The organism is Curtobacterium sp. 260, assembly GCF_030803485.1.
GTDB lineage: Bacteria > Actinomycetota > Actinomycetes > Actinomycetales > Microbacteriaceae > Curtobacterium.
This window is the reverse complement of record NZ_JAURUY010000016.1, coordinates 18,663-45,456: the sequence shown is the minus strand read 5'-3', so window position 1 is coordinate 45,456 and position 26,794 is coordinate 18,663. Positions and strand designations below refer to the sequence as shown.

Genomic DNA, 26,794 nt, shown 5'->3' with positions numbered 1-26,794 from the left:
CCGACCTGTTGGGGGAACCAGCCGGACGTCGGTCGCGAGGTGTTGGGGGGAACCCTCGCACGAACAACGGTACCCCCCGCCCGGGGGTCGCGTCCGCAGCGCACGCCGGAACCCGCACACGGATCCGCGACCACGAACGGACGGAAGGCGCGGTGCCAGCCGGCACCGCGCCTCCCGTCCGAGTGGAACCGGTCCTAGGACTCGATCTCGCCCTGCGGGGTCTCCGCGGACTCGACCGCGGGAGCCCCGGCGAGGACCTCTTCGCGACCCGGCTGGCGCCCGGTCTCGAAGTCGAACTTCCCGTCCACGAAGTCGACCTTCACGTGGTCGCCCGCGTTGAGCTCACCCTGCAGGATGTGCTCGGACAGCTGGTCCTCGACCTCGTGCTGCATCGCGCGACGCAGCGGACGAGCACCGAGTGCCGGGTCGAAGCCGACCTTGATGAGCTGCTCCTTGGCGGCGAGCGTCAGCTCCACCGTCATGTCGCGGTCCAGCAGGCGGTCCGCCAGGCGCTTCACGAACAGGTCCACGATCTGCAGCAGCTCGGACTGCGAGAGCTGCGGGAACACGATCGTGTCGTCGACACGGTTCAGGAACTCGGGCTTGAAGTGCTTCTTGAGCTCCTCGTTCACCTTCGAGCGCATGCGGTCGTAGCCCACGGCCGAGTCACCCTCGACCTGGAAGCCCACCGGGCCACCCGCGATGCCCTGCGAACCGAGGTTCGTGGTCATGATGATGACGGTGTTCTTGAAGTCGACCACGCGGCCCTGACCATCGGTCAGACGACCCTCTTCGAGGACCTGCAGCAGCGAGTTGAAGATGTCCGGGTGGGCCTTCTCGATCTCGTCGAACAGGACCACGGAGAACGGCTTGCGGCGCACCTTCTCGGTGAGCTGGCCGCCCTCCTCGAAGCCGACGAACCCGGGAGGGGCACCGAACAGTCGCGAGACCGTGTGCTTCTCACCGAACTCCGACATGTCGAGGGAGATCAGCGCGCCCTCGTCGTCGAACAGGAACTCGGCGAGCGCCTTGGCGAGCTCGGTCTTCCCGACGCCCGTGGGGCCGGCGAAGATGAACGAGCCCGAGGGGCGGTTCGGGTCCTTCAGACCGGCACGGGTACGACGGATCGTCTTCGAGAGGGCTGAGATGGCTTCCTCTTGACCGATGACGCGCTCGTGCAGGACCTTCTCCATGAAGACGAGACGCGAGGTCTCCTCCTCCGTGAGCTTGAACACCGGGATGCCCGTGGCCTGCGCCAGGACCTCGGCGATGATGCCCTCGTCGACGGTGCCGGACGCGGCGACGTCACCCGCACGCCACTGCTTCTCGAGGCGGAGACGCTCGCCGAGGAGCTTCTTCTCCTCGTCGCGCAGGCTCGCGGCCTTCTCGAAGTCCTGCTCCTCGATCGCGGCTTCCTTCTGTCCGCGAACCGTCGAGATCTTCTCGTCGAACTCGCGGAGCTCCGGCGGCGCCGACAGGATCGACAGGCGGAGGCGTGCGCCGGCCTCGTCGATCAGGTCGATGGCCTTGTCCGGCAGGAAGCGGTCCTGCACGTAGCGGTCCGCCAGGTTCGCCGCGGCGACGATCGCGCCGTCGGTGATGGACACCTTGTGGAACGCCTCGTACTTGTCGCGGAGGCCCTTGAGGATGTTGATCGCGTGCGGCAGCGACGGCTCGTTGACCTGCACCGGCTGGAAGCGACGCTCGAGTGCGGCGTCCTTCTCGAAGTGCTTGCGGTACTCGTCGAGCGTGGTCGCACCGACCGTCTGCAGCTCACCGCGGGCGAGGAGCGGCTTGAGGATCGACGCGGCGTCGATCGCGCCCTCGGCAGCACCGGCACCGACGAGCGTGTGGATCTCGTCGATGAAGACGATGATGTCGCCGCGGGTGCGGATCTCCTTCGTGACCTTCTTGAGGCGCTCCTCGAAGTCACCGCGGTAGCGGGACCCGGCGATGAGCGACCCGAGGTCGAGCGAGTAGAGCTGCTTGTCCTTCAGCGTCTCCGGGACGTCACCCTTGACGATCGCCTGGGCGAGGCCCTCGACGACCGCGGTCTTGCCGACGCCCGGCTCACCGATCAGGACGGGGTTGTTCTTGGAGCGGCGGGACAGGATCTGCATGACCCGCTCCATCTCCTTCTCGCGCCCGATGACCGGGTCGAGCTTGCCGTCGCGCGCCGCCTGGGTGAGGTTCCGACCGAACTGGTCGAGGACCTGCGAACCCTGCTGGGCGTTCTGCTGCTGCTCGCCGCCGACGGCGACCGCTTCCTTGCCCTGGTACCCGGACAGGAGCTGGATGACCTGCTGACGGACGCGGTTGAGGTCCGCACCGAGCTTGACGAGGACCTGGGCGGCGACGCCCTCGCCCTCGCGGATGAGGCCGAGCAGGATGTGCTCGGTCCCGATGTAGTTGTGGCCGAGCTGCAGCGCCTCGCGCAGGGACAGCTCGAGCACCTTCTTGGCGCGCGGCGTGAACGGGATGTGCCCGGTCGGCTGCTGCTGGCCCTGCCCGATGATGTCCTGGACCTGCTCGCGGACGGCATCGAGCGAGATGCCGAGCGACTCCAGCGCCTTGGCGGCGACGCCCTCGCCCTCGTGGATGAGGCCGAGGAGGATGTGCTCGGTGCCGATGTAGTTGTGGTTGAGCATCTTCGCTTCTTCTTGAGCGAGGACGACAACACGACGGGCTCGGTCGGTGAATCTCTCGAACATGTGCTCTCCCTTGCCGGGCTCGTGGGAGCTCGGTGACGTACATCGAGACTAACCAGCGGACCCCCGCAGGGCTGCCCCTGTTCGCCGTGGGCGTGACCTCTCTTCGCCCGGTGGCCCGCGACCTCCGCACCTGCCGTCGACCAGGCCCGGACGGTTACGATCTGGGCATGGAGCAGCCCGTCGTCGGACTCGTCGTCCACCCCACCAAGAACGTGCAGGAGTCGATCGCGACCCTGCAGGGGTGGAACGCCTCCGGACTGGGTCGGCTCGTCGCCCGGCGGGCGGACGCCCAGCGCATCGGCGGCGACGTCGAGGTGATCGGCGACGACGACTTCACCGACCAGGTCGACCTCGTCGTCGCGCTCGGTGGGGACGGCACGATGCTCGGTGCGATGCGGCTCGTGGCGAAGCGCCCGGTGCCCGTGCTCGGTGTGAACTACGGCAACGTCGGCTTCCTGGTCGAGATCGAACCGCCCGAGCTCGAGGCCGCCCTCGACCGGTTGTCCGCCGGCGAGTACCAGCTCGAACCGCACCACGCACTCGAGGCCCGGCTGTCGTGGGGTGGGGCGCGGACGGACTACCTGGCGTTCAACGACCTGACGATCGTGCGACGGCCGGGAGCCGGGCAGGTGTCCGCCGACCTCAGCGTGAACGGGCTCGGCTACGGGTACTACCGTGCGGACGCCATCGTCGCCGCGACCCCCGCGGGGTCCACCGCGTACAACTACGCGGCCGGCGGCCCCGTGCTCTCCCCGGCGCTCTCCGGCTCCGTGGTGACGCCGGTCGCCCCGATGGCGGGCATCGACCGCGCCGTGGTCCTGGCGGCACGGGAGCGCTACCGCTTCGACATCGCCGAGGGTACCCGGAGCGCGGCCCTCGAGGTCGACGGCCTCGTCGTGGGCGAGGTCGCCACCGGCGCGCAGATCGACATCCGACTGCGGAAGGACGCCGGCAGCGTGGTGCGCCTGGACGCCGAGCGGCACGGACGCACCGGCCGCGTGAAGCTCAGCCTGCTCGACCTGCCGGTCCGCCCGGACCAGCTCATCGAGCTCATCCCGCAGGACCTGCGCCAGAAGCTCGGCCGCGAGATCGAGGACTAGCCCAGGCAACGACAGGGCGGGACCGCAGCGCCCCGGACAGCGAAGTGGCCCGCCCAGGCAGTGCCTGGACGGGCCGTCCCATCACCCCACCGGCCCGCCTTCCCACAGGACGACCCGGTTCCCCGTGCCGACGCTCACGCGTCGGCCGAAGCCTGCTGACCTCAGTCGGTCAGGTACAGCTGCATGTCCTGGCTCACGGCCTTCGCGAACAGGCGCAGCTTGGCACGCGACTCGACGCGGCTGACCGCCTGGCGCGTGGTGTGCACGATCTTCGAGATCTCGTCGAGCGTCATCGGCTTGTCGTCGTCCAGGCCGTAGCGCATGCGGATGACGTTGGCCTCGTCGGTCGGCAGCTCGGAGACGATCGACCGGATGTCGCGGTGCAGGAGCGTCGTCTCGGTCAGCTCGTTCGGGCTCGCGGCGTCCTCGTCCTCGATGAAGTCGCCGAGCTCGCTGTCGTCGGAGTCACCGACGACGGTGTGGATCGACACCGGCTCGTGCGAGCGGCCCTTGAGGTCGAGGAGTTCCTCGGTGCTCATGCTGAGCTCGGCGGCGACCTCGTCGGGCATCGGCGCACGGCCGAGGTCGACGGTCAGGTCACGCTCGGTGCGCGAGATCTTGTTGATGAGCTCGACGGTGTGCACCGGGATGCGGATGGTGCGCGCCTTGTCGGCGAGACCACGCGAGATCGCCTGGCGGATCCACCAGGTGGCGTAGGTCGAGAACTTGTAGCCCTGCGTGAAGTCGAACTTCTCGACCGCGCGGACCAGGCCGAGGTTGCCCTCCTGGATGACGTCCATGAACGGCAGACCGCGCTGCGAGTACCGCTTCGCGATGCTCACGACGAGTCGGAGGTTCGAGGTGATCATGCGCTCCTTGGCGCGCTCACCGTCGCGGACGAGCCAGCGCAGCTCGCGCTGCAGCGTCTTGTCGATGCCGGCCTCGGTGGCGAGCTTCTCCTCGGCGAACAGACCGACCTCGATGCGGCGGGCGATGTCCGCCTCTTCCTCGGCGGTCAGGAGCGAGAGGCGCCCGATGTGGCGCAGGTAGTCGCCGACCTGGTCGACCGAGGCGCCGCGGACACCCGCGAGCTGCTCGTCGGCCTCGACCTCGACGGCGTCGAGCGTGGTGGTCTCCACCGCGGTGACGGCGGTCTTCGCGGCTGCTGCCTTCTTGCTGCGGCGCGCGGTGGTGCCAGTGCTCGTCGTCTTCGGTGCTGCGGTCGCGATCGTCATGGTGACTCTCCCTGCGGTTCGACGGTGATGGCCTCGGTGGGGGGTGTTGACGAGTAAAGCGGTCCCGAGGTGTACCCCACAAACCGATCGGATCGATTCCCAGGGAACGTCGTGCTTCACCCGCAGAACTGTCCCCCGCGGGGTACAGGCCTGGTGTCAGGATGGCCCCGCCGGATGCCCGTGCACAAGGGGATGCCACCGTGTTTCCGGTGTTGCAGGGATGTTTCATCGACGATCGAAAGCGTGTACCCCGGACCGCTGCGCCGAGCGGACACGGAAAAGGGGTACGGCGTTCCGGATCGTCGTGATCCGGGTGCCGTACCCCGAAGAGCGCAGGGGCTCGGTGTCACCAGGAGGGTTCGAGCCACCCGTCCCGTCGCTCGGCGACCTCGAGGTCCGCGTCGAGATCGAACTCGTCGTACTCGCTCTCGATGTCGCCGACGAGGCTGCGGCCGGTGAAGACGTGCGTGATGGACATGCGGACGATGCTCACCCGCGCGGACGACCGCCCGGCGACGACCGGGTGAACGGTCGGTGACCGACGCCGGGCGCTCAGACGTCGACGTCGTCGTCGTCATCGTCCTGCCAGACCGCGTCACGTGCGGCGTCGGGCAGGACGGAGTGCCCGAAGGCGTCCTCGGGGTCGAGGTCAGCCGGGTCCGAGGGGGTCGACGACGGCGAGGGACGTGCGGTCACCACGTCACTGCAGCACCCGTCGGTGAACGGGTGGTGACGGACTGCCGGGGAGGGCTACTCCGCCGAGCTCGGCGCGGGGGCCGGACGGCCGTGCTCGCGCTCGAAGCGCGCTCGCTCCTCGGCCTCGACCTTGGCGTACGCGGACCGCTCGGTGCGGTCGGCCCGCATGATCGCGCGCATCACGAACCAGAAGATCAGGCCGACGACGACGGTCGGCGTCACGGCGAAGATGATCCCGGTCACGACTCCATCTGGCACCGGAGCATCGTACCTCGCCACGGTGACCGCCACCTGCCCGCGACGAGGGCCGCACGGACGGGAGGCGCGGTGCCAGCCGGCACCGCGCCTCCCGTCCGTCTCCGGTCGCGTCCCTACTTCACCAGCGGGAACAGGATCGTCTCGCGGATGCCGAGGCCGGTGATCGCCATGAGCAGGCGGTCGATCCCCATGCCCATGCCACCCGACGGCGGCATGGCGTGCTCGAGTGCGCGCAGGAAGTCCTCGTCGACGCGCATCGCCTCGGGGTCACCACCGGCGGCGAGCTTCGCCTGCTCGACGAAGCGCTCGCGCTGCACGACGGGGTCGACGAGCTCGGAGTACGCCGTTGCGAGCTCGAAGCCGCGGACGTAGAGGTCCCACTTCTCGACCACGCCGGGACGGGTGCGGTGCTCGCGGGTGAGCGGCGAGGTGTCGACCGGGAAGTTCATCACGAAGGTCGGCGCGTGCAGGTCGTCCCCGTGGAAGTGCTCCCACAGCTCCTCGACGTACTTGCCGTGCGTGGCGTGCGCGACCTCGACGCCCTCGGCCTCGGCGAGCGCCACCAGCTCGGACAGCGGGGTCTCCGGGGTGATCTCCCGCCCGGCGGCCTCGGACAGCGAGCCGTACATGTCCATGCGGGCCCACTCGCCGCCGAGGTCGTACTCGGAGCCGTCGGCGAGCGTGACGACGAGGGAGCCGCCGGTGACGGCCTTCGCCGCGTTCTGCACGAGCTCCTGGGTCAGGTCGGCCATCTGCTCGTAGTTGCCGTACGCCTGGTACGCCTCGACCATCGCGAACTCGGGCGAGTGCGACGAGTCGGCGCCCTCGTTCCGGAAGTTCCGGTTGATCTCGAAGACCCGGTCGATCCCGCCGACGACGGCGCGCTTCAGGAAGAGCTCCGGCGCGATGCGCAGGAACAGCTCGGTGTCGAAGGCGTTCGAGTGCGTGACGAAGGGTCGGGCCGAGGCGCCGCCGTGCTGGGTCTGCAGCATCGGGGTCTCGACCTCGAGGTAGTCGTGTCCAGTGAACGTGTGTCGCAGCGAGGACATCACGGCAGCACGGGCGCGGACGGTCTCGCGGGCCTGGTCGCGGACGATCAGGTCGAGGTACCGCTGGCGGACCCGGGTCTCCTCGTTCAGTTCGTTGTGCAGGTTCGGCAGCGGCAGGATCGCCTTCGCCGCGATCGCCCACTCGTCGACCATGATGCTCAGCTCGCCACGACGCGAGGAGATCACACGGCCGTGCACGAAGACGTGGTCGCCGAGGTCGACGAACTCCTTCCAGCGGGCCAGGGCCTCGTCGCCGACCTCGGCCAGCGAGACCATCGCCTGCACGCGGGCGCCGTCACCGGACTGCAGCGTCGCGAAGCAGAGCTTGCCGGTGTTGCGGGAGAACACGATGCGCCCGGCGAGCCCGACGACGTCCTGCGTCTCCTCGCCCGTCTCGAGGTGCTCGTACTGCTCGCGGACGGCGGGGATCGTCGTGGTGATCGGCAGCTCGGCCGGGTACGCCTCGATGCCGGCGTCCAGCAGCTTCGCCCGCTTGTCGAGCCGCACCTGTCGCTGTTCGCTGGTCTCGGCGGCGGCGAGCTCCTCAGCGGAGGGGCCGTCGCCCGAGGGCTCGGTGGCGGATGCGGTCTCGTCGGTCATGCTGTGCGGCTCCGATGGGGTCGTGGGGATGCACCGATGGTACCGGCCGCTCCGCTCCCGCCCGTCCCCGTTCCGCCCAGCGGCGTGCAGGGCCCGCCCGGTGTCGGCGGGGAGCGGGCGCTAGTGGCCCGCCTGACCGTCGGCCGCGGCGAGCGCGTTGTCGACGGCCGAGCGCACGAGGGCGCCGAGCACGCGTCCGGGGCGCTCGACGCCGATGCCGGACAGCGTCCCGGCGGACTGGTCCACGATGGCGGTCGAGAACGACACCGCGGCGCGCACGGCATCCGCGTACGCCGGCCGGTCCTGCTCGGACACGACGAACGGCTCCGCACCCATCTCGACCACGAGCGCCTGGGCGATCGGCAGCACGGGCGCCGGGGCGGTCACCGCGCAGTGGGCGTCCCGGAGCCGGGCGAGGTCGACGCTCGTGCCGGTGAAGGCCATCGCCGGGTGGATCGCGAGCGGGATCGCGCCGGCCGACAGGGCGGGCCGCAGGACGTCGACACCGTGGTCCGGACTGGTGTGCACGACGAGCTGGCCCGGCTGCCAGATCCCGGCGTCCGCCAGGCCCTGCACGAGTCCGGCGAGCTGGTCGTCCGGGACGGCGAGCAGCACGAGCTCGCTGCGCTCGACCAGGTCGGGGGTCGCGAGGACGGGGGCACCGGGGAGCATCGCCTCGGCGCGGTCGCGGCCCGCGTCGGAGACGGCCGTCACACCGACGACGGCGTGCTCGGCGTTCGCCAGGGCCGCCCCGAGCACCGGTCCGACCCGGCCCGCGCCGACGATGCCGACGCCGAGTCGTCCGGCCCTCACCGGAGCGCTCCGGGCGGCGGCACGTCGGACCAGCGGCCGGGAGGCACGGCCTGCGTCCCCCCGTCGGCCCGCCACGTTCCCGTGGGAGCTGCGTCGGCGGCGGTCGCTACCACCTGTCCGTCCGGGGCGTGTGTGGCGGGGGTGCGGCGGGCCTCCCGGGCGCGCCAGCGGTGCGTGGTGTCGACCGCCGCGGCCTCGACGGCGCGGTGCGCGCTCTCCGACCAGAGGCGCTGGGCGTCGAGCGCGTCCAGCGCGCCGATCCGCGCGGAGACGGGACCGGACACGGTGTGGACGTGTGCGGTCGCGAGCCGGAGCACCCGCTCGAGCGGCCCCTGCTCGACCTTGACGCTCTGCACGCGCGGCAGCGGCACGATCACGAGCGAGCGCCAGACGGCTCCGAGACGGAGCAGCACCGCGCCCTGCACGAAGCGGTAGCCGTTGCGGCGGAACGAGAACGGGCGGAGCCAGGCGCCGCGACTCGGGGAGTGCACGAACCCGCCGCGGTCCCCCGTCGTCGTGAGGCTGTCGTCGACGACGTTGACCGCCTCGGACGAGCCCTCGCGGAGCTCCTCGCGCGACGCCGTCGGTCCGGCGACCGCGGTGCCGACGAGCCCCGGCAGGATGATGTCGAGGACCTCGCGGACGTCCTCGGCGCGACCGACCGGCAGCACGATCGAGGACACCTGCTGGTTGTTCGACGCCCCGTTGCCGGCGTTCGTCGCACGGTTGATGCGGACGTCCCACCAGCCGAACGGACGCCAGAGCAGCGGCTGCGCGACGCTCACCGCGTGGATGCGCCCGGGCGGCAGCGTCTCGTTCGACGTCGAGACGAGACCGAAGCCGATCCGGATGCCGTCGCGGGTCTCGGCGATCGTGTACTGCAGCGAGCGCGAGAACTTCCGGACGGTGTAGCCGCCGGCACCGATCACCACCGGGAACAGACCGATCAGGATGCCGTACTCGCCCGTGATCGCGATGCTGACGATCATCGCGACGATCACCACGACGAAGAACACCGTCGTCCCGGAGAGCAGCAACGACGCGATCAGGCGTCCGGGGTGCACCTTGACGATGCGCGTCGCGTGCACGGCGGCGGGGTCGAGCTCCGGCGAGAAGAGCTCGCCGACACGGTCCTGCAGCACGCCGTTCGAGTCGCGACGGGCCGTCTCCTCGTCGTCCTGCGCGCCGGAGGCGAGCACGAGGATGCGCTGCCGGAGGTCGTCGGCTGCCCGCGCACCGAGGTACGCGAGCTGCACGTTGGCGTCGTTGCCGGCCTGGGCGATCTCGAGCTTCGCCGTCCCGAAGATCCGCGGGACCACCGGCCGCGAGATGTTGATGCCCTGGATCCGGTCGAGCCGCGCCTTGCGGTGGCTGCGGAACAGCACGCCCGAGCGGACCTCGACCACGTCGCCGGTCACGCGGAACTCGTGCATCCGCCAGGACACGTAGAACAGTCCGATCAGCACGACCAGGAGCACCACGATCCCGAGCAGCACCCAGCCGACGGCGCCGTGCTCCCAGACGTAGCGGACCGGGTCGCCGTCGTCCTGCGGTGCGCCGCCCGGGACGAAGAACTCGAGGAGCTGGTCCCGCAGGTTGTTGAGCACGTACCCGAGGACCACGATGAGGAAGATGCCGCCCTTGAGCAGCGGCGTCAGCGGGTGCAGGCGGTGCCACTCGCTGTCGGTCAGCGGAGCGGCAGCGGCTGCGTCGCCACGCCGCGGGGGTGCGGGCGGCGGCGGTCCGGGTCGGAACGTCACGACGACTCCCTAGAGCCCGGCGCGGCGGGACTCGGCGAGCTCGACGAGCCGGTCGCGCAGCTCGTCGGCGTCGGCGGCGGGGATGCCCGGGATCCGCACGTTGGTCGCGGCAGCCGCGGTGACGAACTTCAGCTCGCTGAGCCCGAGGATCCGGTCGAGCGGTCCGCGGTTCACGTCGACGAGCTGCATGCGGCCGTACGGCACCGCGGTGAAGCGCTGCCACATGAGCCCGCGGCGCAGCACGAGGTCGTCGTCGCGCAGGGCGTAGCCGATCGCTCGGACCCGACGGGGCGTCAGGACGGCGGTGACCAGCGCGACGAGGGCGACCACGATCGCGACGCAGCTCCACACCGTGCCGGCGGCGCCCCCGAACCCGCCGAAGAGCACCGCGAAGAGCACGCACCCGGCGGTCACGACGACCCCGACCACGATCGTGCTGACGAGCTCCGTCCAGACGAGCTTCGGCGACACCCGCGTCCACGTGGTCCCGGTCAGGCCGAGGCCCGGCTCGTCGAGTCGTTCCAGCGGCATCACGGCCTCCTGCGGTCGTCGGTCAGTTCGCCGTCGTCCCACCCCGCGGCAGGTCGTCGTCGTCGTCGCCCGGTGGCGGCGCCATGCACATCCGCTCGGCGACGAGCGCACACACCACGAGCACGAGACCGCCCCCGACCGCGACGGCGTTCGGCAGGACCGAGCCTAGCGGCGGCAGGGCCGACCTGGTCAGGAGGTACAGCAACAGCCCGGCCGCGAACGCCCCGAAGAGCGCACCGGCCAGGCTCGAGGCCTTCGCCAGGACGACCACGCGCGTGGCGTAGAGCGGGTCGACGGGGTGCTGCCGGGTCGCGCCGTCGCGGGCGTGGCGGCGCACGGGTCGAGCCATCGCGACGACCGCGACGCCGATCAGCGCGAGCGTCACGCCGAGGGGCGTCGAGAGCAGCAGGGTGGGCGCCTGGCGCGAGGCCAGGACGGCGTCGAGCGCGAACCCGGCGACGACGGCGACGACCGCGACGCTGATCAGGGTGGAGGCGCGGGTGGGGTTCACGCTGCGGACCCCGACCCGGGCACGGCGTCGAAGAGCCGGGGCTCGTCGACGCGCTCGGTGTCGTCGCCGAGTCCGTCGAGCAGGTCCGCGACGCGTCCGGCGCCGGGCAGGACCGCGTCCGGGTCGGCGTCGAGCCACGGTGCGAGCACGAACGCGCGCTCCCCCGCCCGCGGGTGCGGGACGGTGAGCGTCCCGGAGTCGATCAGCAGGTCGTCGACGGCGATCACGTCGAGATCGAGGGTGCGGTCGCCCCAGCGGACCTCGCGGGTGCGTCCGTGGTCGTCCTCGATGCGGTGCAGGGCGTCGAGCAGGTCGTGCGGCGCCAGGTCGGTCTCCACCACGACGACGCCGTTGCGGTACCGGGGCTTGCTGTCGTCGAGCCCGTCGAGCGTCAGGGCGACGGACTCGACCTCGTGGCTCGACGCCACCGGCCGGATGCCCGGCACGGCCGCGATCGCCTGCGCCGCGGCCCGCAGGGTGCTCCCGCGGTCCCCGAGGTTCGCACCGAGGGCGATGACCGCCCGGCTCACTCTTCTTCCTCGTGGGACACCGATCCACCGCGGGTGCGGCGGATCGTGATCGAGACGTCGGAGAACGGCACCGTGATCGGCGCCTGGGGCTTGTGCACGGTGACCTCGACCGCGAGCGCAGCCCGGTGGGTGAGGACCGCGGACGCGATGCGCTCGGCGAGGGTCTCGATGAGGTCGACGGGCCCGCCCTCGATCTCGGCCACGACCTGCTCGGCGACGACCCCGTAGTGCACGGTGTCGGCCAGGTCGTCGGACCCCGACGACACCCGGGCGTCGACCTCGACCGCGACGTCGACGACGAAGTCCTGGCCGTCGGCGCGCTCGTGGTCGAACACGCCGTGGTTCCCCCGGGCACGGACCCCGGTCAGTCGGATGGTGTCCCTCACGATCGTGCTGCCCTCCAGGCATCCCAGACGTCGAGCACCGCACGGGTCGGTGCGGGGTCGTGCACGCGCACACCCCACGCGCCGCGTTCGGCGGCGAGCAGGCTGATGGCGGCGGTGGCGAGGTCGCGGTCGCGCGGCGGTGCACCGGCAGCGCTGCCGACACCGTCGAGGAACCGCTTGCGGGAGGCGGCGACGAGCACCGGCAGGCCGATCGAGGCGAAGCGCTCGTACCCGGCCAGGATCTCCCAGTTCTGGGCGCCGTGCTTGGCGAAGCCGAGGCCGGGGTCGATGACCACCTGCTCCTCGCGGACCCCGAGGACGATCAGTTCGGCGACGCGGAGCTCGACCTCGCGCCGGACCTCCTCGACCGCGTGCGCGTACTCGGCGTTCCGGTGCATCCGGTCGCTGTGCCCACGCCAGTGCATCACGACGAAGCCGGCACCGGTGTCGCGCACGACCCTGGCCATGTCGTCGTCGGCGAGGCCGCCCGAGACGTCGTTGACGATCGCAGCGCCGGCCTCGACCGCGCGCTCGGCGGTCGACGCGTTCATGGTGTCGACGCTCACCGCGATGCCCTCGGACACGAGCTGGCGGACGACCGGCAGGACGCGCTGCTGCTCGACCGCCACGGGCACCCGGTCGGCACCGGGTCGGGTGGACTCGCCGCCGACGTCGACCAGGTCCGCTCCGGCGCCGACGAGGTCGCGGGCGTGCGCGATCGCGGCGTCGACCGCCAGGTGCAGGCCGCCGTCGCTGAACGAGTCCGGCGTGACGTTGAGGATGCCCATCACCCGCGTGCTGTCGTCCGGTCTGCCGGCGCTGCCGCTCGACGCGCGGTCACGCCGCCGGCCGGTCACGATCTCGGGCACCGGTGCCGGCGCACGGAGGTCGATCGCGACCGTCGGCGGTTCCGCCGCGGCGGTCCGCGCCTCGTGCTCGGCGGCACGGGCGCGGTCCGCCTCGGCGAGGCGACGGGAGCGTCTCGTCGGCAGGTCGGTCATGCCGGCCTACGCGGGGGCGATACCGGGGTTGCCGAACGGGCGACGACGGGGCTTCGACGACGACTCGGTGTCGCCCTGCTCCGCCGCGGTCGACGCAGCCTTGCCCGGGAACTCGATCGCGGGCAGGTTCGAGACCGGACGACGGTCGCTCGAGAGCCACTGCGGGCGCTCCGGGAGCTTGCGGACGTCCTTGAAGATCTCGACGAGCTCCGGCGCGTCCAGCGTCTCCTTGTCGAGGAGTTCGCCGGCCAGGCGGTCGAGGATGTCGCGGTTGTCGTTGAGCACCTGGTAGGCCTCGTCGTGCGCCGCTTCGAGCAGGGCACGGGTCTCGGCGTCGACCGTCTCGGCGATGTTCTCCGAGTAGTCGCGACCGCTGCTGCCGCCCATCTCGCGGCCGACGAACGGCTCGCTCGAGCCCGACCCGAGCTTGACGGAACCGACGGCACGGCTCATGCCGTACTCGGTGACCATCTTGCGTGCGGTCGACGTGGCCTTCTCGATGTCGTTCGACGCACCCGTGGTCGGGTCGTGGAACACGATCTCCTCGGCGACGCGGCCACCCATGGCGTAGGTGAGCTGGTCGAGGAGCTCGTTGCGGGTCACGGAGTACTTGTCCTCGAGCGGGAGCACCATCGTGTAGCCGAGGGCGCGACCGCGCGGCAGGATCGTGATCTTCGTCACCGGGTCGGTGTGGCGCATCGCGGCGGCGGCCAGGGCGTGACCACCCTCGTGGTACGCGGTGATCAGCTTCTCCTGGTCGGACATGATCCGCGTGCGGCGCTGCGGGCCCGCCATGACGCGGTCGACGGCCTCGTCGAGGGCACGGTTGTCGATGAGCTGCGCGTTCGACCGGGCGGTGAGCAGGGCGGCCTCGTTGAGGACGTTCGCCAGGTCGGCACCGGTGAAGCCCGGCGTCTTGCGGGCGAGGAGCTCGAGGTCGACGCTCGCGGCGAGCGGCTTGCCCTTCGCGTGCACCTCGAGGATCTGCTTGCGGCCCTGCAGGCTCGGGGCGTCGACGCCGATCTGGCGGTCGAAGCGGCCCGGACGCAGGAGCGCGGGGTCGAGGACGTCGGGGCGGTTCGTCGCCGCGATGAGGATGACGTTCGTCTTGCCGTCGAAGCCGTCCATCTCGACGAGGAGCTGGTTCAGCGTCTGCTCGCGCTCGTCGTTGCCACCGCCGATGCCGGCGCCACGGTGGCGACCCACGGCGTCGATCTCGTCGATGAAGACGATCGCGGGGGCGTTCTGCTTGGCCTGCTCGAAGAGGTCACGGACGCGGCTCGCACCGACACCGACGAACATCTCGACGAAGTCCGAACCGGAGATCGAGTAGAACGGCACGCCGGCCTCACCCGCGACGGCGCGTGCGAGCAGGGTCTTGCCGGTGCCGGGAGGGCCGTACAGCAGCACGCCCTTCGGGATCTTCGCGCCGACCGCCTGGAACTTCGCGGGCTCCTGCAGGAACTCCTTGATCTCGTGGAGCTCCTCGATCGCCTCGTCCGAACCGGCGACGTCGGCGAAGGTGACCTGCGGGTTCTCCTTGTTGTTCATCTTCGCGCGCGACTTGCCGAACTGCATGACCTTCGAGCCGCCGCCCTGGGCACTCGAGAGCAGGAACCAGAACAGGGCGCCGATGATGAGGAACGGCAGGATGATGCCGAGGAGCGACAGGAACCAGTTGCCCTGGTTCACCACGTCGTTGTAGCCGTCGGGCAGGTTCGCGTCGTTGACGGCCGAGACGACCTCTTCGCCACGCGGCGTGGAGTAGTAGAACTGCTCCTTCGCGTTGCCGTCCTTGAGGGTCAGGTCGACGCGCTGCTCGGTCGAGTTGACGACCACGGACGAGACCTTGCCGTCGGCGAGCTGCTCGAGACCCTTCTGGGTGTCGATCTGCTGCGTGCCGGACTGTGCGATCACGCTCCAGCCGATGAAGATGCCGACCAGCGCGATGAGCACGTAGAGGTACGGGCCGCGGAAGATGCGCTTGAAGTTCATGTGATCCGGGCGCGATGGCCCGACACCTTTCTCTGCCGGAGTTGCGTGGAGGTCAGCATACGGCGGTGACTCTGTGGCGAGAATGGGTGTCCTCTGCGGGCGAACTCCACCCGTGCCCGGAGGGAGCCGTACGGGCCGCCCGTGGTCCGGACGGCCCGGCGGGCCTCAGGAGTAGACGTGCGGCGCGAGGACGCCGATGCCGCGCAGGTTGCGGTAGCGCTCGTCGAAGTCCAGGCCGTAGCCGACCACGAACGCGTCGGGGATCTCGAAGCCGGCGTACTTCACGTCGACCTCGACCTTGGCGGCCTCGGGCTTGCGGAGCAGCGCGACGATCTCGACGCTCGCGGCACCGCGGGACTCGAGGTTCTGCTTCAGCCAGGACAGCGTCAGGCCGGAGTCGATGATGTCCTCGACGATGATGACGTCGCGGCCGTGCAGGTCGGTGTCGAGGTCCTTGAGGATCCGCACGACGCCGGACGACTTCGTGCCGGAGCCGTACGACGAGACCGCCATCCAGTCCATGCGTGCCTGCATCTTGAGGTGCCGCGAGAAGTCCGCCATGACCATGACGGCGCCCTTCAGCACGCCGACGAGCAGCGGGTCCTTCCCCGCGTAGTCACGGTCGACCACCGCGGCGAGTTCGGCGAGCTTCTCGTCGATCTGCTCGGGGGTGAAGAGCACTTCGGACAGGTCTGCCTGGACGTCGGAGAGTTCCACCAGAGCACTCTAACGGGCGGCGAACGCGATGCGCTCGCCCTCGCGCGACGCCCGGACCCCCGGCAGGTCGACCGGGCCCTGCCCGCGCCAGTCGGTCACGAGCCGGCAGACCTCGAGCGTCTGCGTGCGGGACAGCGTCACACCGAACTCTCCCTCGACGGCCAGGCGGACGAGTCGCTGCCGGAGCGCCGGCGGGTTCGCCAGCAGCTCCGGCACGGAGAGCGAGATGCCTGCCTCGGAGTGCTCGGCGAGGTCCTCCGCCATCTCCTCGGCGAAGTGGTCGAGTGCCGCGGCGTCCTCGCGGAGCTGCTCGGCGGTGCGGGCGAGCGCCTCGGGCACCCCCGCACCGAGCTCCCGCTCGAGCGCCGGCATCAGCGTGTTCCGGACGCGCACCCGTGCGTACGCGGGGTCGTCGTTCTGCGGGTCGTCCCACGGCACCAGGCCCGCGGCGACCGCCGCCTCCCGGGTCGTGTGCCGGCGGACACCGAGGAGCGGCCGGCCGTACGCCGGCCCGGTCGCGCGTCGCGCGAGCGGCGGCATGCCGGACAGCGCGTCCGGCCCGCTGCCCCGCAGCAGGCCGAGCAGCACGGTCTCGGCCTGGTCGTCGAGCGTGTGGCCGAACAGCACCAGGGGTGACCCGGTGTCGGCAGCGACCTCCGCGACGGCGGCGTGCCGTGCCTCCCGGGCGGCGCCCTCCGGACCACCGTCCGTGCCGACCGCGACCCTGCGGACCGTCACCGGGTCGAGACCCACCGACGCGGCCGTCCGGGAGGCACGGCTCGCCACCGCCTCGCTGCCCGCCTGGAGCGCGTGGTCGACCACGACCGCGCCGGCCCGCAGGTCCTGCTTCGGTGCCTCGAACGCGGTGGCCGCGGCGAGCGCGAGCGAGTCCGCTCCCCCGCTCAGCGCGACCGTGACCAGGTCGCCGCGGTGCAGCAGCCCCTCGTCACGAGCCTGGGCGAGGAGCGTCCGGACCGCCAGCCGGGTCGCGGCGACGGCCGGGTCCAACCGGGGACGCGGAGTGTTCACCCGGTAACGTTAGCCGCGCTTTCTTCCCGCACATGAGACCAGGAGCGCACCATGACCGCGTACGACGTCGTCGTCGAGATCCCCAAGGGCAGCCGCAACAAGTACGAGGTCGACCACGAGACCGGTCGTGTGTACCTCGACCGCGTGCTGTTCACGTCCTTCGTCTACCCGACCGACTACGGGTTCTTCGAGAACACGCTGGCCGACGACGGCGACCCCGTGGACGCACTCCTGCTGCTCGAGTACCCGGTGTTCCCGGGCGTCGGCGTGAAGGTCCGCCCCGTCGGTGTCTTCAAGATGAGCGACGAGGCCGGCAACGACGCGAAGGTCCTCGTGGTCCCCGCGAAGGACCCGCGCTGGCAGCACATCCAGGACATCTCGGACGTCGACGAGCAGACCAAGGCCGAGATCGCGCACTTCTTCGAGCGCTACAAGGACCTCGAGCCGAACAAGTGGGTCAAGGCCGACGGCTGGGGCGACGCCGCGGAGGCCGAGGCGATCGTGCAGGCCGGCCAGGCCGCGTACGTGCCCGCCGGTCACTGACGCTCGCACGAACGACGGCGCCCGCGCTCCCCTCGGGGAGCGCGGGCGCTGTCGTTCGTGCTGGTCGCCGGTCGCTCGGACGCCGGTCGTCGGTCGCCGGCCGCCGGTCGCCGGCCGGTCGCTCCGGCTAGAGCGAGCCGCTCGGGCGGGCGACGTACGGCAGGAGCTGGTTCGGCAACCAGATGCCGCGCTCGACCACGCCGACACCGGGGCGGGCGGCCTCGACCATCGTGCCGTAGCTCGTGACGATGCTGTCGTGGTAGGCACCGGAGACGCTGCCGTTCGACGAGTAGAAGAGGATGTCGCCCGGCTGGCGCTGCGACAGCGGGACGAGTCGGCCGATCGACGCGAAGTGGTTGTACTGCCAGACGACGTTGTGCCCGCCGGTCGCGATGCCCTGCGAGTTGTACGCCATCATCACCAGGCCGGAGCAGTCCCAGGTGTTCGGACCCGCGCCGGTCAGCACGTACGGCTTGCCGAGCTGGGCACGGGCGAACGCGATGGCGCCGGCGGCCTTCGACGGGCTCGAGACCGGTGCCGGTGCGGGGGCCGGAGCTGGGGCCGGCGCCGGCGCAGGGGCCGGAGCAGGCGCGGGCGCGGGTGCCGGAGCCGGAGCCGGACGTGACGGGGTCGTGTTCGGCTGCGTCGTGCTCGGGCGCGACGGGCTCGTGCTCGGGCGCGAGGGGCTCGTGTTCGGCTGCGTCGTGCTCGGCTGGTTCGAGTTCGGGCGCGACGGCACGGACGGCGACGCGGGGTCGCTGCTGCCACCGGAGTCGCCGGCGCTGGGTGCCGTGTCACGGGAGGCGGCGGCGGTCCTGGCGGCGAGCTGCTGCTCGGCCCGCTTCGCCTGCTGCTCGTTCCAGTACGCCGTCTCGGTCGCCTTGCTCGTCCCCTTGAGGAACGCCAGCTGGTCGAGCACCTCGGACTGCTCGTCCTGCTGCTGCTGCACCCGGGCACGAGCCGAGGCGGACGCGTCGTTGGCGTCGTCGAGGGCACGCTCGGACTTCGTGGTGGCTGCGGCGAGGGCCTTCGTCGCCGCCGACTGCTGCGCGGCGATCGACTCGACGGTGTTCTGGTCGGTCTGTGCCTGCGCGAGCACACGGGCCGAACGCTCGGACAGGTGCGAGACCGTTCCCACGCGGTAGAGCAGGTCCTTCGCGTCCGAGGCGTCGACGAGCATCGAGGTCGACAGGTCACCGCCGCCCGTGCGGGAGAGCTCGACCACGAGCCCGGCGACCTGGGCCGCCGACTCGTCCGCCCGCCGCTCGGCACGCTTCGCCTGCGCCGTCAGGTCGTCGAGGGACGCCTGCGCCTCCTGCTGCTGCGACACCGCCATCGCGTAGTCCTGCGCCGCCTGGAGCTCGGAGACCTCGGCGCTGTCCGCGGCGTCCTGCAGCGTCTGCAGCCGGGCACTCAGCTCGTCCGCCGTCGTCTGGGCCTGCGCCGTGTCGGCCTTCGCCTGGCGCACGTCGTCCCAGCTCGGGGCCGAGGGAGCTGCCTGGGCGGGACCGGCGAGGACGACCGACAGACCGATGCCGAGGACGGCGACGACCGCGGTGCAGCCGGACAGGGTGGAGGGCTTCATGTCTCGCTCAGGGCCTCTCGACGGCGCTGTTGCTCATACCGAGATCCCCCGCGCTGCCATGAAGGGGACCGGGTCGACGGCGGAGCCGTTCACCCGGGTCTCGAAGTGGAGGTGGCACCCGGTCGACCAGCCGGTGGAGCCGATCTTCGCGATCTGCTGTCCGGCCTCGACGTGCTGCCCGACGGAGACGAGGATGCCGCCGTCGACGATGTGCCCGTAGGCGGTGGAGATGCCGCCGCCGTTGTCGAGGACGACCTCGTTGCCGTAGCCGCCGCCGTTGGCCGCGAACGTCACCGTGCCGGCGTGGGCGGCGTAGATCGGGGCGTAGCAGGCGGGCGCGAGGTCGACGCCGGCGTGCAGGGCCCGGTAGTGCGTGTACGGGTCGACGCGGTAGCCGTAGGGGCTCGTCTGGTACCCGCCGGCAGGACGGACCCATCCAGAGGAGTTCGGGGCCCCGCCGCCGGAGCCGCCCTGGCCCGTCGCGGCCGCCTGCTCGGCAGCCTTCGCGGCCGCCGCAGCCCGGGCCGCCTCACGGGCCTTCTCGGCAGCGACGCCCTTGTCGTACTCGGCCTCGACGTCCTTCGCGTTCGTGGTCAGCAGGGTGAGCTGCGCCTCGAGGCGGGCCTTGTTGTCCGCCTGCGCGTCGACCGCGGTCTGTGCCCGGTCAGCGGCGTCCTGGGCCGCCTGCATCTTCGCCTGGGCCGCGTCGGCGAGGGTGCCGAGGGCCTCCTTCGCCTGCTCGGCGCGGTCGGCGAGGCCCTGGGCGACACCGCGGTCCTGCGAGGCCTGCGAGTAGATGCCGTCGGCCTGCTCCGTGAGCTTCGACATCGCGCCGAGCTCGTAGAGCAGGTCACCCGAGTCGGACGGGTGCGTGAGGATGTCGGTCGTCACGTCGTTCGCACTCGCGCGACCGAGCTGCGCGGCGAGCTGGCCGGCCTGCTCCTCGGAACGCTTCGCGGTGCGGTCGGCGTCGTCCGCCTGGTGCTGCAGCGTCTGCTGCTCGAGCGTCGCCGCGTCGTACTTCGTCTGCGCCGTCTGGTAGGCCGTGCCGGCTGCCTCGGACTCCTGCTGCGCGGCCGATGCCTTCGCGGTCAGGTCCTGCAGGAGTGCCTTGATCTCGGTGACCTTGGCCTGCTGGGCGTCCTTCGATGCCTTGGCCTGCTCGACGTCCGACCAGCTGGGGTACCCGGCAGCCGATGCCGCGGAGACCGGGCCGACCGCGGCGAGTGCCCCGGCGGAGAGCACGACGGCGACCGCGGCGGCGATGACGCGGCGGCGGGAGCGGGGGCGGGGGCGGGGGATGCGGTGGGGTGCAGGCGACATGGTCTCGGTTTCGTAACGGTGCGGCGAGGCTCGGGCACGCCACACTGTCAACAGACGCAACAGTAACAACACGGGTCACGGCAGGGACACCCCCGAGCGAGGGCCTCGGCCGCCCATGATGGTCGCACCGAGCGCCCGACCGATGCGCATCAGGACAGCGCGACACGCCGGGGATGCACGCTCGGGGGCACTCGATTTGTGCATCACGCAGAGCGTCCGTATGCTTAACTCCCGGTAGCGCACGGCGCAGCTTGCGGCCCTATCGTTTAGTGGCCTAGGACACCGCCCTTTCACGGCGGCAGCACGGGTTCGAATCCCGTTGGGGTCACTCCACGTGAGTGAGCAAGCAGCAGTACGACACCGAACACAACACAATATGGCCCTGTAGCGCAGTTGGTTAGCGTGCCGCCCTGTCACGGCGGAGGTCGCGGGTTCAAGTCCCGTCAGGGTCGCCACGGCTGGATAGCTCAGTTGGTAGAGCGTTCGACTGAAAATCGAAAGGTCCACGGATCGATGCCGTGTCCAGCCACGGTGAAGAGCCCCTCACGAGAGTGAGGGGCTCTTTTGCGTTCCCGGGCGCGGGCTGCGGGGGCTCCCGCGCACGGTGCTCGGCCGCGCTCGTCATCCGGCGCTCGTCGCACTTCGGTGGCTCGATCTGCTCGCGCACAACGAGAAGCACGTCGCGCCACGGACTTCTCTGGCGCGACGTGCTTCCGGTTGTGCAGCGGGACCGCTGCGGCTTCGCAGCCTCAGGCCTCGCGGGTCTTCGGGCTGCTGTCGTTCGTCTTCGCCGGGTCGCGCTCGACGACCGACCCGAGGGTGTCGTCGATGCGGGACATCAGCTCGGCAGGGATCTGCACCCCGGCAGCGCCGGCGTTGTCGTGCACCTGCTCCGGACGCGAGGCACCGATGATGGCGGACGCCACGTTCTCGTTCTGCAGCACCCAGGCCACCGCGAGCTGCGCCATCGACAGGCTGAGCTCGTCCGCGATCGGCTTGAGCTCCTGCACCGCCGAGAGCGTCTCGTCGTTCATGAAGCGCTCGATCATCTTCGCGCCGCCCTTGTCGTCGGTGGCACGCGAGCCCTCGGGCAGCGGCTGACCGGGCTGGTACTTGCCCGTCAGGACCCCCTGGGCGATCGGCGACCAGACGATCTGCGAGATCCCGAGCTCCTGCGACGTCGGGACGACTTCGCCCTCGATGACCCGCCAGAGCGCCGAGTACTGCGGCTGGTTCGAGATGAGCTGGAACCCGAGGTCCTTCGCGAGCTCGGCCCCGGCCCGGAGCTGGTCCGCGGTCCACTCCGAGACGCCGACGTACAGGACCTTGCCCTGCCGCACGACGTCGGCGAAGGCCTGCATCGTCTCCTCGAGCGGCGTCTCGTGGTCGAAGCGGTGCGCCTGGTACAGGTCGACGTAGTCGGTCTGCAGCCGCTCGAGCGAGCCGTCGATCGACTCGAGGATGTGCTTCCGGCTCAGCCCGGTGTCGTTGTGCCCCTTCGGGCCGGTCGGACCGAAGACCTTCGTGGCGATCTCGAGGGACTGGCGCCGCTCCCCCTTGAGCGCCTCGCCGAGGACGGTCTCGGCCCCGGTGTTGGCGTAGACGTCGGCGGTGTCGAACGTCGAGATGCCGACGTCGAGCGCGGCCCGGACGCAGGCGATCGCCGCGTCGTTCTCGACCTGGGATGCGTGGGTGAGCCAGTTGCCGTAGGTGATCTCGGAGACCTTGAGGCCCGAGTTGCCGAGGTAGCGGTACTCCATGTGCGTGTCACTCCTGTCGTGGAGCGCGTCGGTGCGCCCCGACCCGTGACGGTACGCGGGCCGCGTGGGGCAGGATCGCAGGGGCGCGGTGCACAGCGGCACCGCCGGGAGCAAGGGAGCATCCATGTCGGGACCGAGCGTGCTGTTCATCGGCGGCAGCGGCATCATCAGCGCCGCGTGCGTCCGCGAAGCCGTCGAACAGGGGTACGACGTCACCGTGCTCAACCGGGGCACGACCGACAAGCGGCCGATCCCGGATGCCGTGACGCGCCTCCAGGCCGACGTGTCCGACCGCACCGCGCTGGAAGCCGCGATCGGTGACCAACACTGGGACGTCGTCATCGACTTCGTGGCGTTCACGCCCGACCAGGTGCAGCGGGACATCGAGGTGTTCACCGGTCGGACGAACCAGTACGTCTTCATCTCGTCGGCCTCGGCGTACCAGACGCCCGCGACGCACCTGCCGATCACCGAGTCGACGCCGCTGAAGAACCCGTTCTGGCAGTACTCCCGCGACAAGATCGCGTGCGAGGACCTGCTCACGAAGGCGTACCGCGAGGACGACTTCCCGATGACGATCATCCGGCCGTCGCACACCTACGACGAGACCCTCGTGCCGTTCTCGGGCGGGTGGACGGTGCTCGGACGGATGCGCGCCGGGAAGCCGATCGTCGTGACCGGCGACGGCAGCTCGCTGTGGACGATCACGCACGCGCGGGACTTCGCGGTCGGGTTCGTCGGGCTGCTCGACCGTGCCGAGGCGATCGGCGAGGCGTTCCACATCACCGGCGACGAGGCACCGACCTGGGACCGCATCGCCCACGAGCTGGCGGCGGCCGCGGGGGTCGAGGACCTGCAGCTCGTGCACGTCCCGGCCGACGCGATCGACGCGCTCGACGCCGACTGGGGCGCGAGCCTGCTCGGGGACAAGGCGAACACCTCGGTCTTCGACAACACGAAGGTGCAGACGCTCGTGCCCGAGTTCGCGCAGACGACGTCGATCCGGCAGGGGGCGCGGGAGATCGTCGCGTGGTTCGACGCCGACCCGTCGCGCCAGGTGACGGACGAGCGGCTCGACGCGCTGATGGACCAGCTCGTCGAGCGGTGGCAGGTGCGCTGACGCGGGGCGACGCGGGCGCGGCGCGCGCGGCGCACGGTGCGACGTGCCAGTGCACAACCGGCGGCACGTCGCGCCACGGAATCGCGTGGCGCGACGTGCCTCCGGTTGTGCGGACGGGTGCTGACGCGCGCGGTAGGCGACGCGGGCGCGGCCGAGCGCAACGGACGGGAGGCGCGGCACCCGCTGGCACCGCGCCTCCCGTCCGTCGGGTGGTCGCGTCTAGCGCGCGGCCAGCACCTCGCCGAGGGTCCCGATCGCCAGGCGCACCTCGTCGTCGGTGACGACGAGCGGCGGCGCGAAACGGATCGTCGACCCGTGCGTGTCCTTCACGAGCACGCCGCGGTCGGCCAGGTCGTACGCGATCTCCTTGCCGGTGCCGAGCGCGGGGTCGATGTCGATCCCCGCCCAGAGTCCGGCGACCCGGTGCGAGACGACCCCGTGCCCGACTAGCTCGTCGAGCAGCCCACGGAGCAGCGGTTCGCCGTCGAGCGCACGCTGCTGGAACGTGCCCTCGCCGAGCATCGCGACGACCTCGGACCCGACGGCGGCCGCGAGCGGGTTGCCGCCGAACGTCGATCCGTGTTCGCCGGGACGCAGGACGCCGAGCACCTCGCGGGAGCCGACGACGGCCGACACCGGGACGATGCCGCCGCCCAGGGCCTTGCCGAGCGTGATCAGGTCGGGTCGGACACCGACACGCGAGACGGCCAGGGTGTGCCCGGTGCGCCCGAGCCCGGACTGGATCTCGTCGGCGACGAACAGCGCACCGAACTCGTCGCAGACCGCGCGGACCTCGGGCAGGTAGGACTCGGGCGGGATGACCACGCCGCCCTCGCCCTGGATCGGCTCGAGCAGCACGGCGACGACGGTCTCGTCCATCGCCGCCCGGAGGGCCTCGGCGTCGCCGTACGGCACCGTGCGGAAGCCCGGCGTGTACGGGCCGAAGTCCTCGCGGGCCGAGGGGTCGTCCGAGAACGACACGATCGTGGTGGTGCGCCCGTGGAAGTTCCCGGACGCGACGATGATCGTGGCCTGCCCGGCCGGCACGCCCTTGACGCGGTAGCCCCAGGCGCGCGACACCTTGATCGCGGACTCGACGGCCTCGGCCCCGGTGTTCATCGGCAGGACCAGGTCGGTGCCCGTCAGCGCGGCGAGCGACTCGGCGAAGGGGCCGAGCCGGTCGTTCACGAACGCGCGGCTCGTCAGGGTCACCCGGTCGAGCTGGGCCCGGGCGGCGTCGAGCAGCCGGGGGTTGCCGTGGCCGAAGTTCACCGCGGAGTACGCGGCGAGTCCGTCCAGGTAGCGCTTGCCGTCGACGTCGGTCACCCACGCACCCTGGCCGGACGCGATGACGACCGGCAGCGGGCTGTAGTTGTGGGCGAGGGAGCGGTCCTCGACGGCGAGCGCGGCGGCGGTGGCACCACCGGCTGCGGTGGCGTCGCCGGACGCGCCGGCACCCGCGTGGGTGCCGGCTCCGGTCGCGGTGCTCACGGTTACCGCGCGACCGAGGTGCCGGTGCCGACGGGGTGCAGGTCGAGCGTGCAGCACTTCACGCCGCCGCCACCGAGCAGCAGCTCGGACAGGTCGACACCGATCGGGTTGTAGCCCTTCTCACGCAGCTGTTCGGCGAAGGTCGTCGCACGCGATGCGATCACGACGTTGTAGCCGTCGGAGTACGAGTTGAGGCCGAGGATCGCGGCGTCCTCCTCGGTCGCGATGACCGCGTCGGGGAAGCGCTCGCGCAGGATCGCCAGCGAGGGCTCGTCGAAGGCGCTCTCCAGGTAGGCGATGTTCGAACGGCCGGACGCGTCGGGCTCCGGGTCGAGCACGGCGATGGCGGTGTCGAGGTGGTAGAAGCTCGGGTTGATGAGCTTGAGGGTGACGACCTCGCGGCCGTAGATGCGGGCGAGCTCCTCGTGCGAGGTGCTGTCGGAGCGGAACCCCGTGCCGGCGAAGATGGTGTCGCCGATGAGCAGGAAGTCACCCTCGCCCTCGTTGGTCTCCTCGGGCTCGGCGACGGTGAGGCCGGCGCTGCGGAACCAGTCCATGTACGCGGGGCCCTCGGGCTGGCGCTCGGGGTACTGGAACTTCGCGCCGTACGCGACGCCGTCGAGCACGAAGCCGCCGTTGGCCGCGTAGACCATGTCGGGCAGGCCCTCGATCGGCTCGATGTAGGAGATGTCGAAGCCGAGCTGCTCGTAGACGTCGACGAGCGACTGCCACTGCTCGACGGCCTTCGACGTGTCGGTCGGCTCCTCGGGGTGCATCCACGGGTTGATCCGGTAGCTCACCGTGTAGTGCGTCGGCTTGCACATCAGGATCGTGCGCTTCGTGGCGACACGGGCCGGTGCGGCCTGCGGTTCGGTTGCGGTGTTCGACATCAGTCCTCCTGGGACCGGGGCCCGAGCCTGCCAGGAACCACCACGGGTGAAGCACTCCGATGAGATGCAGGCTCACTCACCGCAGCGGACCAGGTCGACGCCAGCAGCAGTCTGACACGAACGGTCCGATCGGTGCAGTACCCCGTCCACGAGCGCATGGCACCCGTTCGGGTGACGCACGATTCCTGCGTCGGACGCACCTGGCTCGCAAGAACCCCGCGTACGATCGACGAACATGGACACGCTCGACCACCGCATCCTGGACCAGCTCCGGGAGAACGCCCGAGCCGGCTACGGCGACATCGGGTCGGTGGTCGGCCTCTCCGCGTCGGCGGTCAAGCGTCGGGTCGACCGCCTGGTCGCCGACGGGGTCATCCAGGGCTTCACGATCAAGGTCGACCCCGCGGTCGAGGACCGTGGGACCGAGGCCTGGGTCGAGCTGTACTGCCGCGGCACCGTCTCCCCCGACGAGCTCCGCACGCTGCTCGACACCGTGCCCGAGGTCGTGGACGCCGGGACCGTCACCGGCAGCGCCGACGCCGTCGTGCACATGCGCTCCCGTGACCTGCCGGCGCTCGAGCTCGCACTCGACCGGGTGCGCCTGGCCCCGCAGGTGGACCACACCCGCAGCGCCATCGTCCTGTCGAAGCTCGTCTCCCGCGAGTCCGCGTAGCCCCCGTCTCCTCCGCGGAACGCAACGTCGGCGACGGTGCGCAGCGGCACAGCGTTCCGAGGGAGCGCCCACGTTGCGTCTTGCGAGCGTCCCGCGCGTAGGGTCGCGATCGTGGGAATCGGGAGGACGGCCGGGAGGCGCGGCGCCACGCCCACGCGTCCGCCGGCGGCCCGCCGCCTGGTCGCCGCAGCCGCCGCCGCGTACGTCGCGAACTGCCTCTGGGGCACCGCGGTCGCGGTCCGGGTCATCCGCACGGAGAAGCTCCGCGTCGTGCACCACGGCCTCTTCGTCGTGACCGCGACCCTGACCGGGGTCGCCGCGACCACCCCGGCCTGGACACGGGACCGCTCCGCACTGTTCCTGCTGCCGGCGCTCGTCCCCCTCGCCCTCGCTCCACGCACGAACCCCCGCTCCGGAGCACACTGGAGAGTCGCGGTCGCCGCCGCACCGTCCTACCTGGGGGCGTTGCTCGCACGGCGCTGACCGC

Annotated in this window: 26 protein-coding genes and 3 tRNA genes; 8 read left to right on the top strand and 21 right to left on the bottom strand. The window is 71.1% G+C overall.

Annotated features, from left to right (window positions below; genetic code table 11):
- Window positions 1–194 precede the first annotated feature (194 nt).
- Window positions 195–2,711, bottom strand: a complete 2,517-nt coding sequence (locus tag J2X59_RS14405) for an ATP-dependent Clp protease ATP-binding subunit (RefSeq protein ID WP_326497127.1) — start codon at window positions 2,709–2,711, stop codon at window positions 195–197.
- Window positions 2,712–2,878: 167 nt separating this feature from the next.
- Between J2X59_RS14405 and J2X59_RS14400 the strand changes: the two genes are divergently transcribed.
- A complete protein-coding gene (locus J2X59_RS14400; RefSeq protein WP_066651419.1) occupies window positions 2,879–3,811 on the top strand; it encodes an NAD(+)/NADH kinase in 933 nt (310 codons plus the stop codon).
- A gap of 161 nt (window positions 3,812–3,972) precedes the next feature.
- Here the strand turns inward: J2X59_RS14400 and J2X59_RS14395 are convergent, their stop codons facing one another.
- From J2X59_RS14395 to tilS, 15 genes are all read right to left on the bottom strand, one after another.
- Window positions 3,973–5,046 carry a sigma-70 family RNA polymerase sigma factor gene (locus J2X59_RS14395; RefSeq protein WP_326497126.1) on the bottom strand — a complete coding sequence of 358 codons (1,074 nt, stop codon included), beginning with the start codon at window positions 5,044–5,046 and terminating at the stop codon, window positions 3,973–3,975.
- A gap of 346 nt (window positions 5,047–5,392) precedes the next feature.
- Window positions 5,393–5,524, bottom strand: a complete 132-nt coding sequence (locus tag J2X59_RS14390; protein ID WP_268746767.1) for a hypothetical protein — start codon at window positions 5,522–5,524, stop codon at window positions 5,393–5,395.
- Between the two features lie 74 nt (window positions 5,525–5,598).
- A complete protein-coding gene (locus J2X59_RS14385; RefSeq protein ID WP_271826630.1) occupies window positions 5,599–5,742 on the bottom strand; it encodes a hypothetical protein in 144 nt (47 codons plus the stop codon).
- Between the two features lie 54 nt (window positions 5,743–5,796).
- On the bottom strand, window positions 5,797–6,000 hold the full coding sequence (locus J2X59_RS14380) for a hypothetical protein (protein ID WP_066651415.1): 204 nt from the start codon (window positions 5,998–6,000) through the stop codon (window positions 5,797–5,799).
- A 113-nt stretch (window positions 6,001–6,113) separates the two neighbouring features.
- Window positions 6,114–7,649 (bottom strand): lysine--tRNA ligase, encoded by a 1,536-nt coding sequence (gene lysS / locus J2X59_RS14375; protein ID WP_311205733.1) that lies wholly within the window; start codon window positions 7,647–7,649, stop codon window positions 6,114–6,116.
- 120 nt (window positions 7,650–7,769) lie between these two features.
- Complete coding sequence (locus tag J2X59_RS14370; RefSeq protein ID WP_326497125.1) at window positions 7,770–8,462, bottom strand: Rossmann-like and DUF2520 domain-containing protein; 693 nt, start codon at window positions 8,460–8,462, stop codon at window positions 7,770–7,772.
- Window positions 8,459–10,222, bottom strand: a complete 1,764-nt coding sequence (locus J2X59_RS14365) for a PH domain-containing protein (RefSeq protein ID WP_326497124.1) — start codon at window positions 10,220–10,222, stop codon at window positions 8,459–8,461. Before J2X59_RS14365 ends, J2X59_RS14370 begins: the two co-directional genes overlap by 4 nt.
- Before the next feature lie 9 nt (window positions 10,223–10,231).
- Window positions 10,232–10,753, bottom strand: coding sequence for a PH domain-containing protein (locus J2X59_RS14360; RefSeq protein ID WP_066651411.1), 522 nt, complete (start codon window positions 10,751–10,753; stop codon window positions 10,232–10,234).
- 22 nt (window positions 10,754–10,775) lie between these two features.
- Window positions 10,776–11,264, bottom strand: coding sequence for a DUF3180 domain-containing protein (locus tag J2X59_RS14355; RefSeq protein WP_066651410.1), 489 nt, complete (start codon window positions 11,262–11,264; stop codon window positions 10,776–10,778).
- The gene (gene folK, locus J2X59_RS14350) at window positions 11,261–11,794 is read right to left on the bottom strand and encodes a 2-amino-4-hydroxy-6-hydroxymethyldihydropteridine diphosphokinase (protein WP_235426411.1); all 534 of its coding nucleotides are present in this window, start codon (window positions 11,792–11,794) and stop codon (window positions 11,261–11,263) included. Before folK ends, J2X59_RS14355 begins: the two co-directional genes overlap by 4 nt.
- Complete coding sequence (folB, locus tag J2X59_RS14345; protein WP_066651406.1) at window positions 11,791–12,180, bottom strand: dihydroneopterin aldolase; 390 nt, start codon at window positions 12,178–12,180, stop codon at window positions 11,791–11,793. The genes folK and folB overlap by 4 nt, the downstream gene beginning before the upstream one ends.
- Complete coding sequence (folP, locus tag J2X59_RS14340) at window positions 12,177–13,181, bottom strand: dihydropteroate synthase (protein WP_326497123.1); 1,005 nt, start codon at window positions 13,179–13,181, stop codon at window positions 12,177–12,179. The genes folB and folP overlap by 4 nt, the downstream gene beginning before the upstream one ends.
- 6 nt (window positions 13,182–13,187) lie before the next feature.
- Window positions 13,188–15,176 carry an ATP-dependent zinc metalloprotease FtsH gene (ftsH, locus tag J2X59_RS14335; protein ID WP_066651404.1) on the bottom strand — a complete coding sequence of 663 codons (1,989 nt, stop codon included), beginning with the start codon at window positions 15,174–15,176 and terminating at the stop codon, window positions 13,188–13,190.
- Window positions 15,177–15,341: 165 nt separating this feature from the next.
- On the bottom strand, window positions 15,342–15,893 hold the full coding sequence (gene hpt, locus J2X59_RS14330) for a hypoxanthine phosphoribosyltransferase (protein ID WP_031272831.1): 552 nt from the start codon (window positions 15,891–15,893) through the stop codon (window positions 15,342–15,344).
- 9 nt (window positions 15,894–15,902) lie between these two features.
- Window positions 15,903–16,922, bottom strand: coding sequence for a tRNA lysidine(34) synthetase TilS (tilS, locus tag J2X59_RS14325; protein WP_326497122.1), 1,020 nt, complete (start codon window positions 16,920–16,922; stop codon window positions 15,903–15,905).
- Window positions 16,923–16,973: 51 nt separating this feature from the next.
- On the opposite strand from tilS, the gene J2X59_RS14320 reads away from it, so the two are divergent.
- On the top strand, window positions 16,974–17,465 hold the full coding sequence (locus J2X59_RS14320; RefSeq protein ID WP_066651400.1) for an inorganic diphosphatase: 492 nt from the start codon (window positions 16,974–16,976) through the stop codon (window positions 17,463–17,465).
- Between the two features lie 127 nt (window positions 17,466–17,592).
- Here J2X59_RS14320 and J2X59_RS14315 read toward each other — a convergent pair whose 3' ends face one another.
- Window positions 17,593–19,050: a C40 family peptidase gene (locus tag J2X59_RS14315; RefSeq protein ID WP_326497121.1), complete on the bottom strand. Its 1,458-nt coding sequence runs from the start codon at window positions 19,048–19,050 to the stop codon at window positions 17,593–17,595.
- A gap of 33 nt (window positions 19,051–19,083) precedes the next feature.
- Window positions 19,084–20,373, bottom strand: coding sequence for a M23 family metallopeptidase (locus J2X59_RS14310; protein ID WP_326497120.1), 1,290 nt, complete (start codon window positions 20,371–20,373; stop codon window positions 19,084–19,086).
- 255 nt (window positions 20,374–20,628) lie between these two features.
- Here J2X59_RS14310 and J2X59_RS14305 point away from each other — a divergent pair.
- The 3 genes from J2X59_RS14305 to J2X59_RS14295 all read left to right on the top strand — a co-directional run bounded on the left by J2X59_RS14305 (window position 20,629) and on the right by J2X59_RS14295 (window position 20,902).
- A tRNA-Glu gene (locus J2X59_RS14305) sits at window positions 20,629–20,701 on the top strand.
- Window positions 20,702–20,751: 50 nt separating this feature from the next.
- Window positions 20,752–20,828 (top strand) — tRNA-Asp (locus tag J2X59_RS14300).
- 1 nt (window position 20,829) lies between these two features.
- Window positions 20,830–20,902 (top strand) — tRNA-Phe (locus J2X59_RS14295).
- A gap of 220 nt (window positions 20,903–21,122) precedes the next feature.
- On the opposite strand, the gene J2X59_RS14290 is transcribed toward J2X59_RS14295, so the two are convergent.
- Window positions 21,123–22,133, bottom strand: coding sequence for an aldo/keto reductase family protein (locus J2X59_RS14290; RefSeq protein ID WP_326497119.1), 1,011 nt, complete (start codon window positions 22,131–22,133; stop codon window positions 21,123–21,125).
- Window positions 22,134–22,257: 124 nt separating this feature from the next.
- Here J2X59_RS14290 and J2X59_RS14285 point away from each other — a divergent pair, with 124 nt between their 5' ends.
- Complete coding sequence (locus tag J2X59_RS14285; RefSeq protein ID WP_326497118.1) at window positions 22,258–23,253, top strand: SDR family oxidoreductase; 996 nt, start codon at window positions 22,258–22,260, stop codon at window positions 23,251–23,253.
- Between the two features lie 219 nt (window positions 23,254–23,472).
- Here the strand turns inward: J2X59_RS14285 and rocD are convergent, their stop codons facing one another.
- Window positions 23,473–24,744 carry an ornithine--oxo-acid transaminase gene (rocD, locus tag J2X59_RS14280; protein WP_326497117.1) on the bottom strand — a complete coding sequence of 424 codons (1,272 nt, stop codon included), beginning with the start codon at window positions 24,742–24,744 and terminating at the stop codon, window positions 23,473–23,475.
- A 2-nt stretch (window positions 24,745–24,746) separates the two neighbouring features.
- Window positions 24,747–25,634 (bottom strand): dimethylargininase, encoded by an 888-nt coding sequence (gene ddaH, locus J2X59_RS14275; protein WP_326497116.1) that lies wholly within the window; start codon window positions 25,632–25,634, stop codon window positions 24,747–24,749.
- Window positions 25,635–25,869: 235 nt separating this feature from the next.
- Between ddaH and J2X59_RS14270 the strand changes: the two genes are divergently transcribed.
- Complete coding sequence (locus J2X59_RS14270) at window positions 25,870–26,307, top strand: Lrp/AsnC family transcriptional regulator (RefSeq protein ID WP_058729711.1); 438 nt, start codon at window positions 25,870–25,872, stop codon at window positions 26,305–26,307.
- A gap of 111 nt (window positions 26,308–26,418) precedes the next feature.
- A complete protein-coding gene (locus J2X59_RS14265; RefSeq protein ID WP_066651391.1) occupies window positions 26,419–26,790 on the top strand; it encodes a hypothetical protein in 372 nt (123 codons plus the stop codon).
- The last annotated feature ends 4 nt before the right edge of the window (window positions 26,791–26,794 follow it).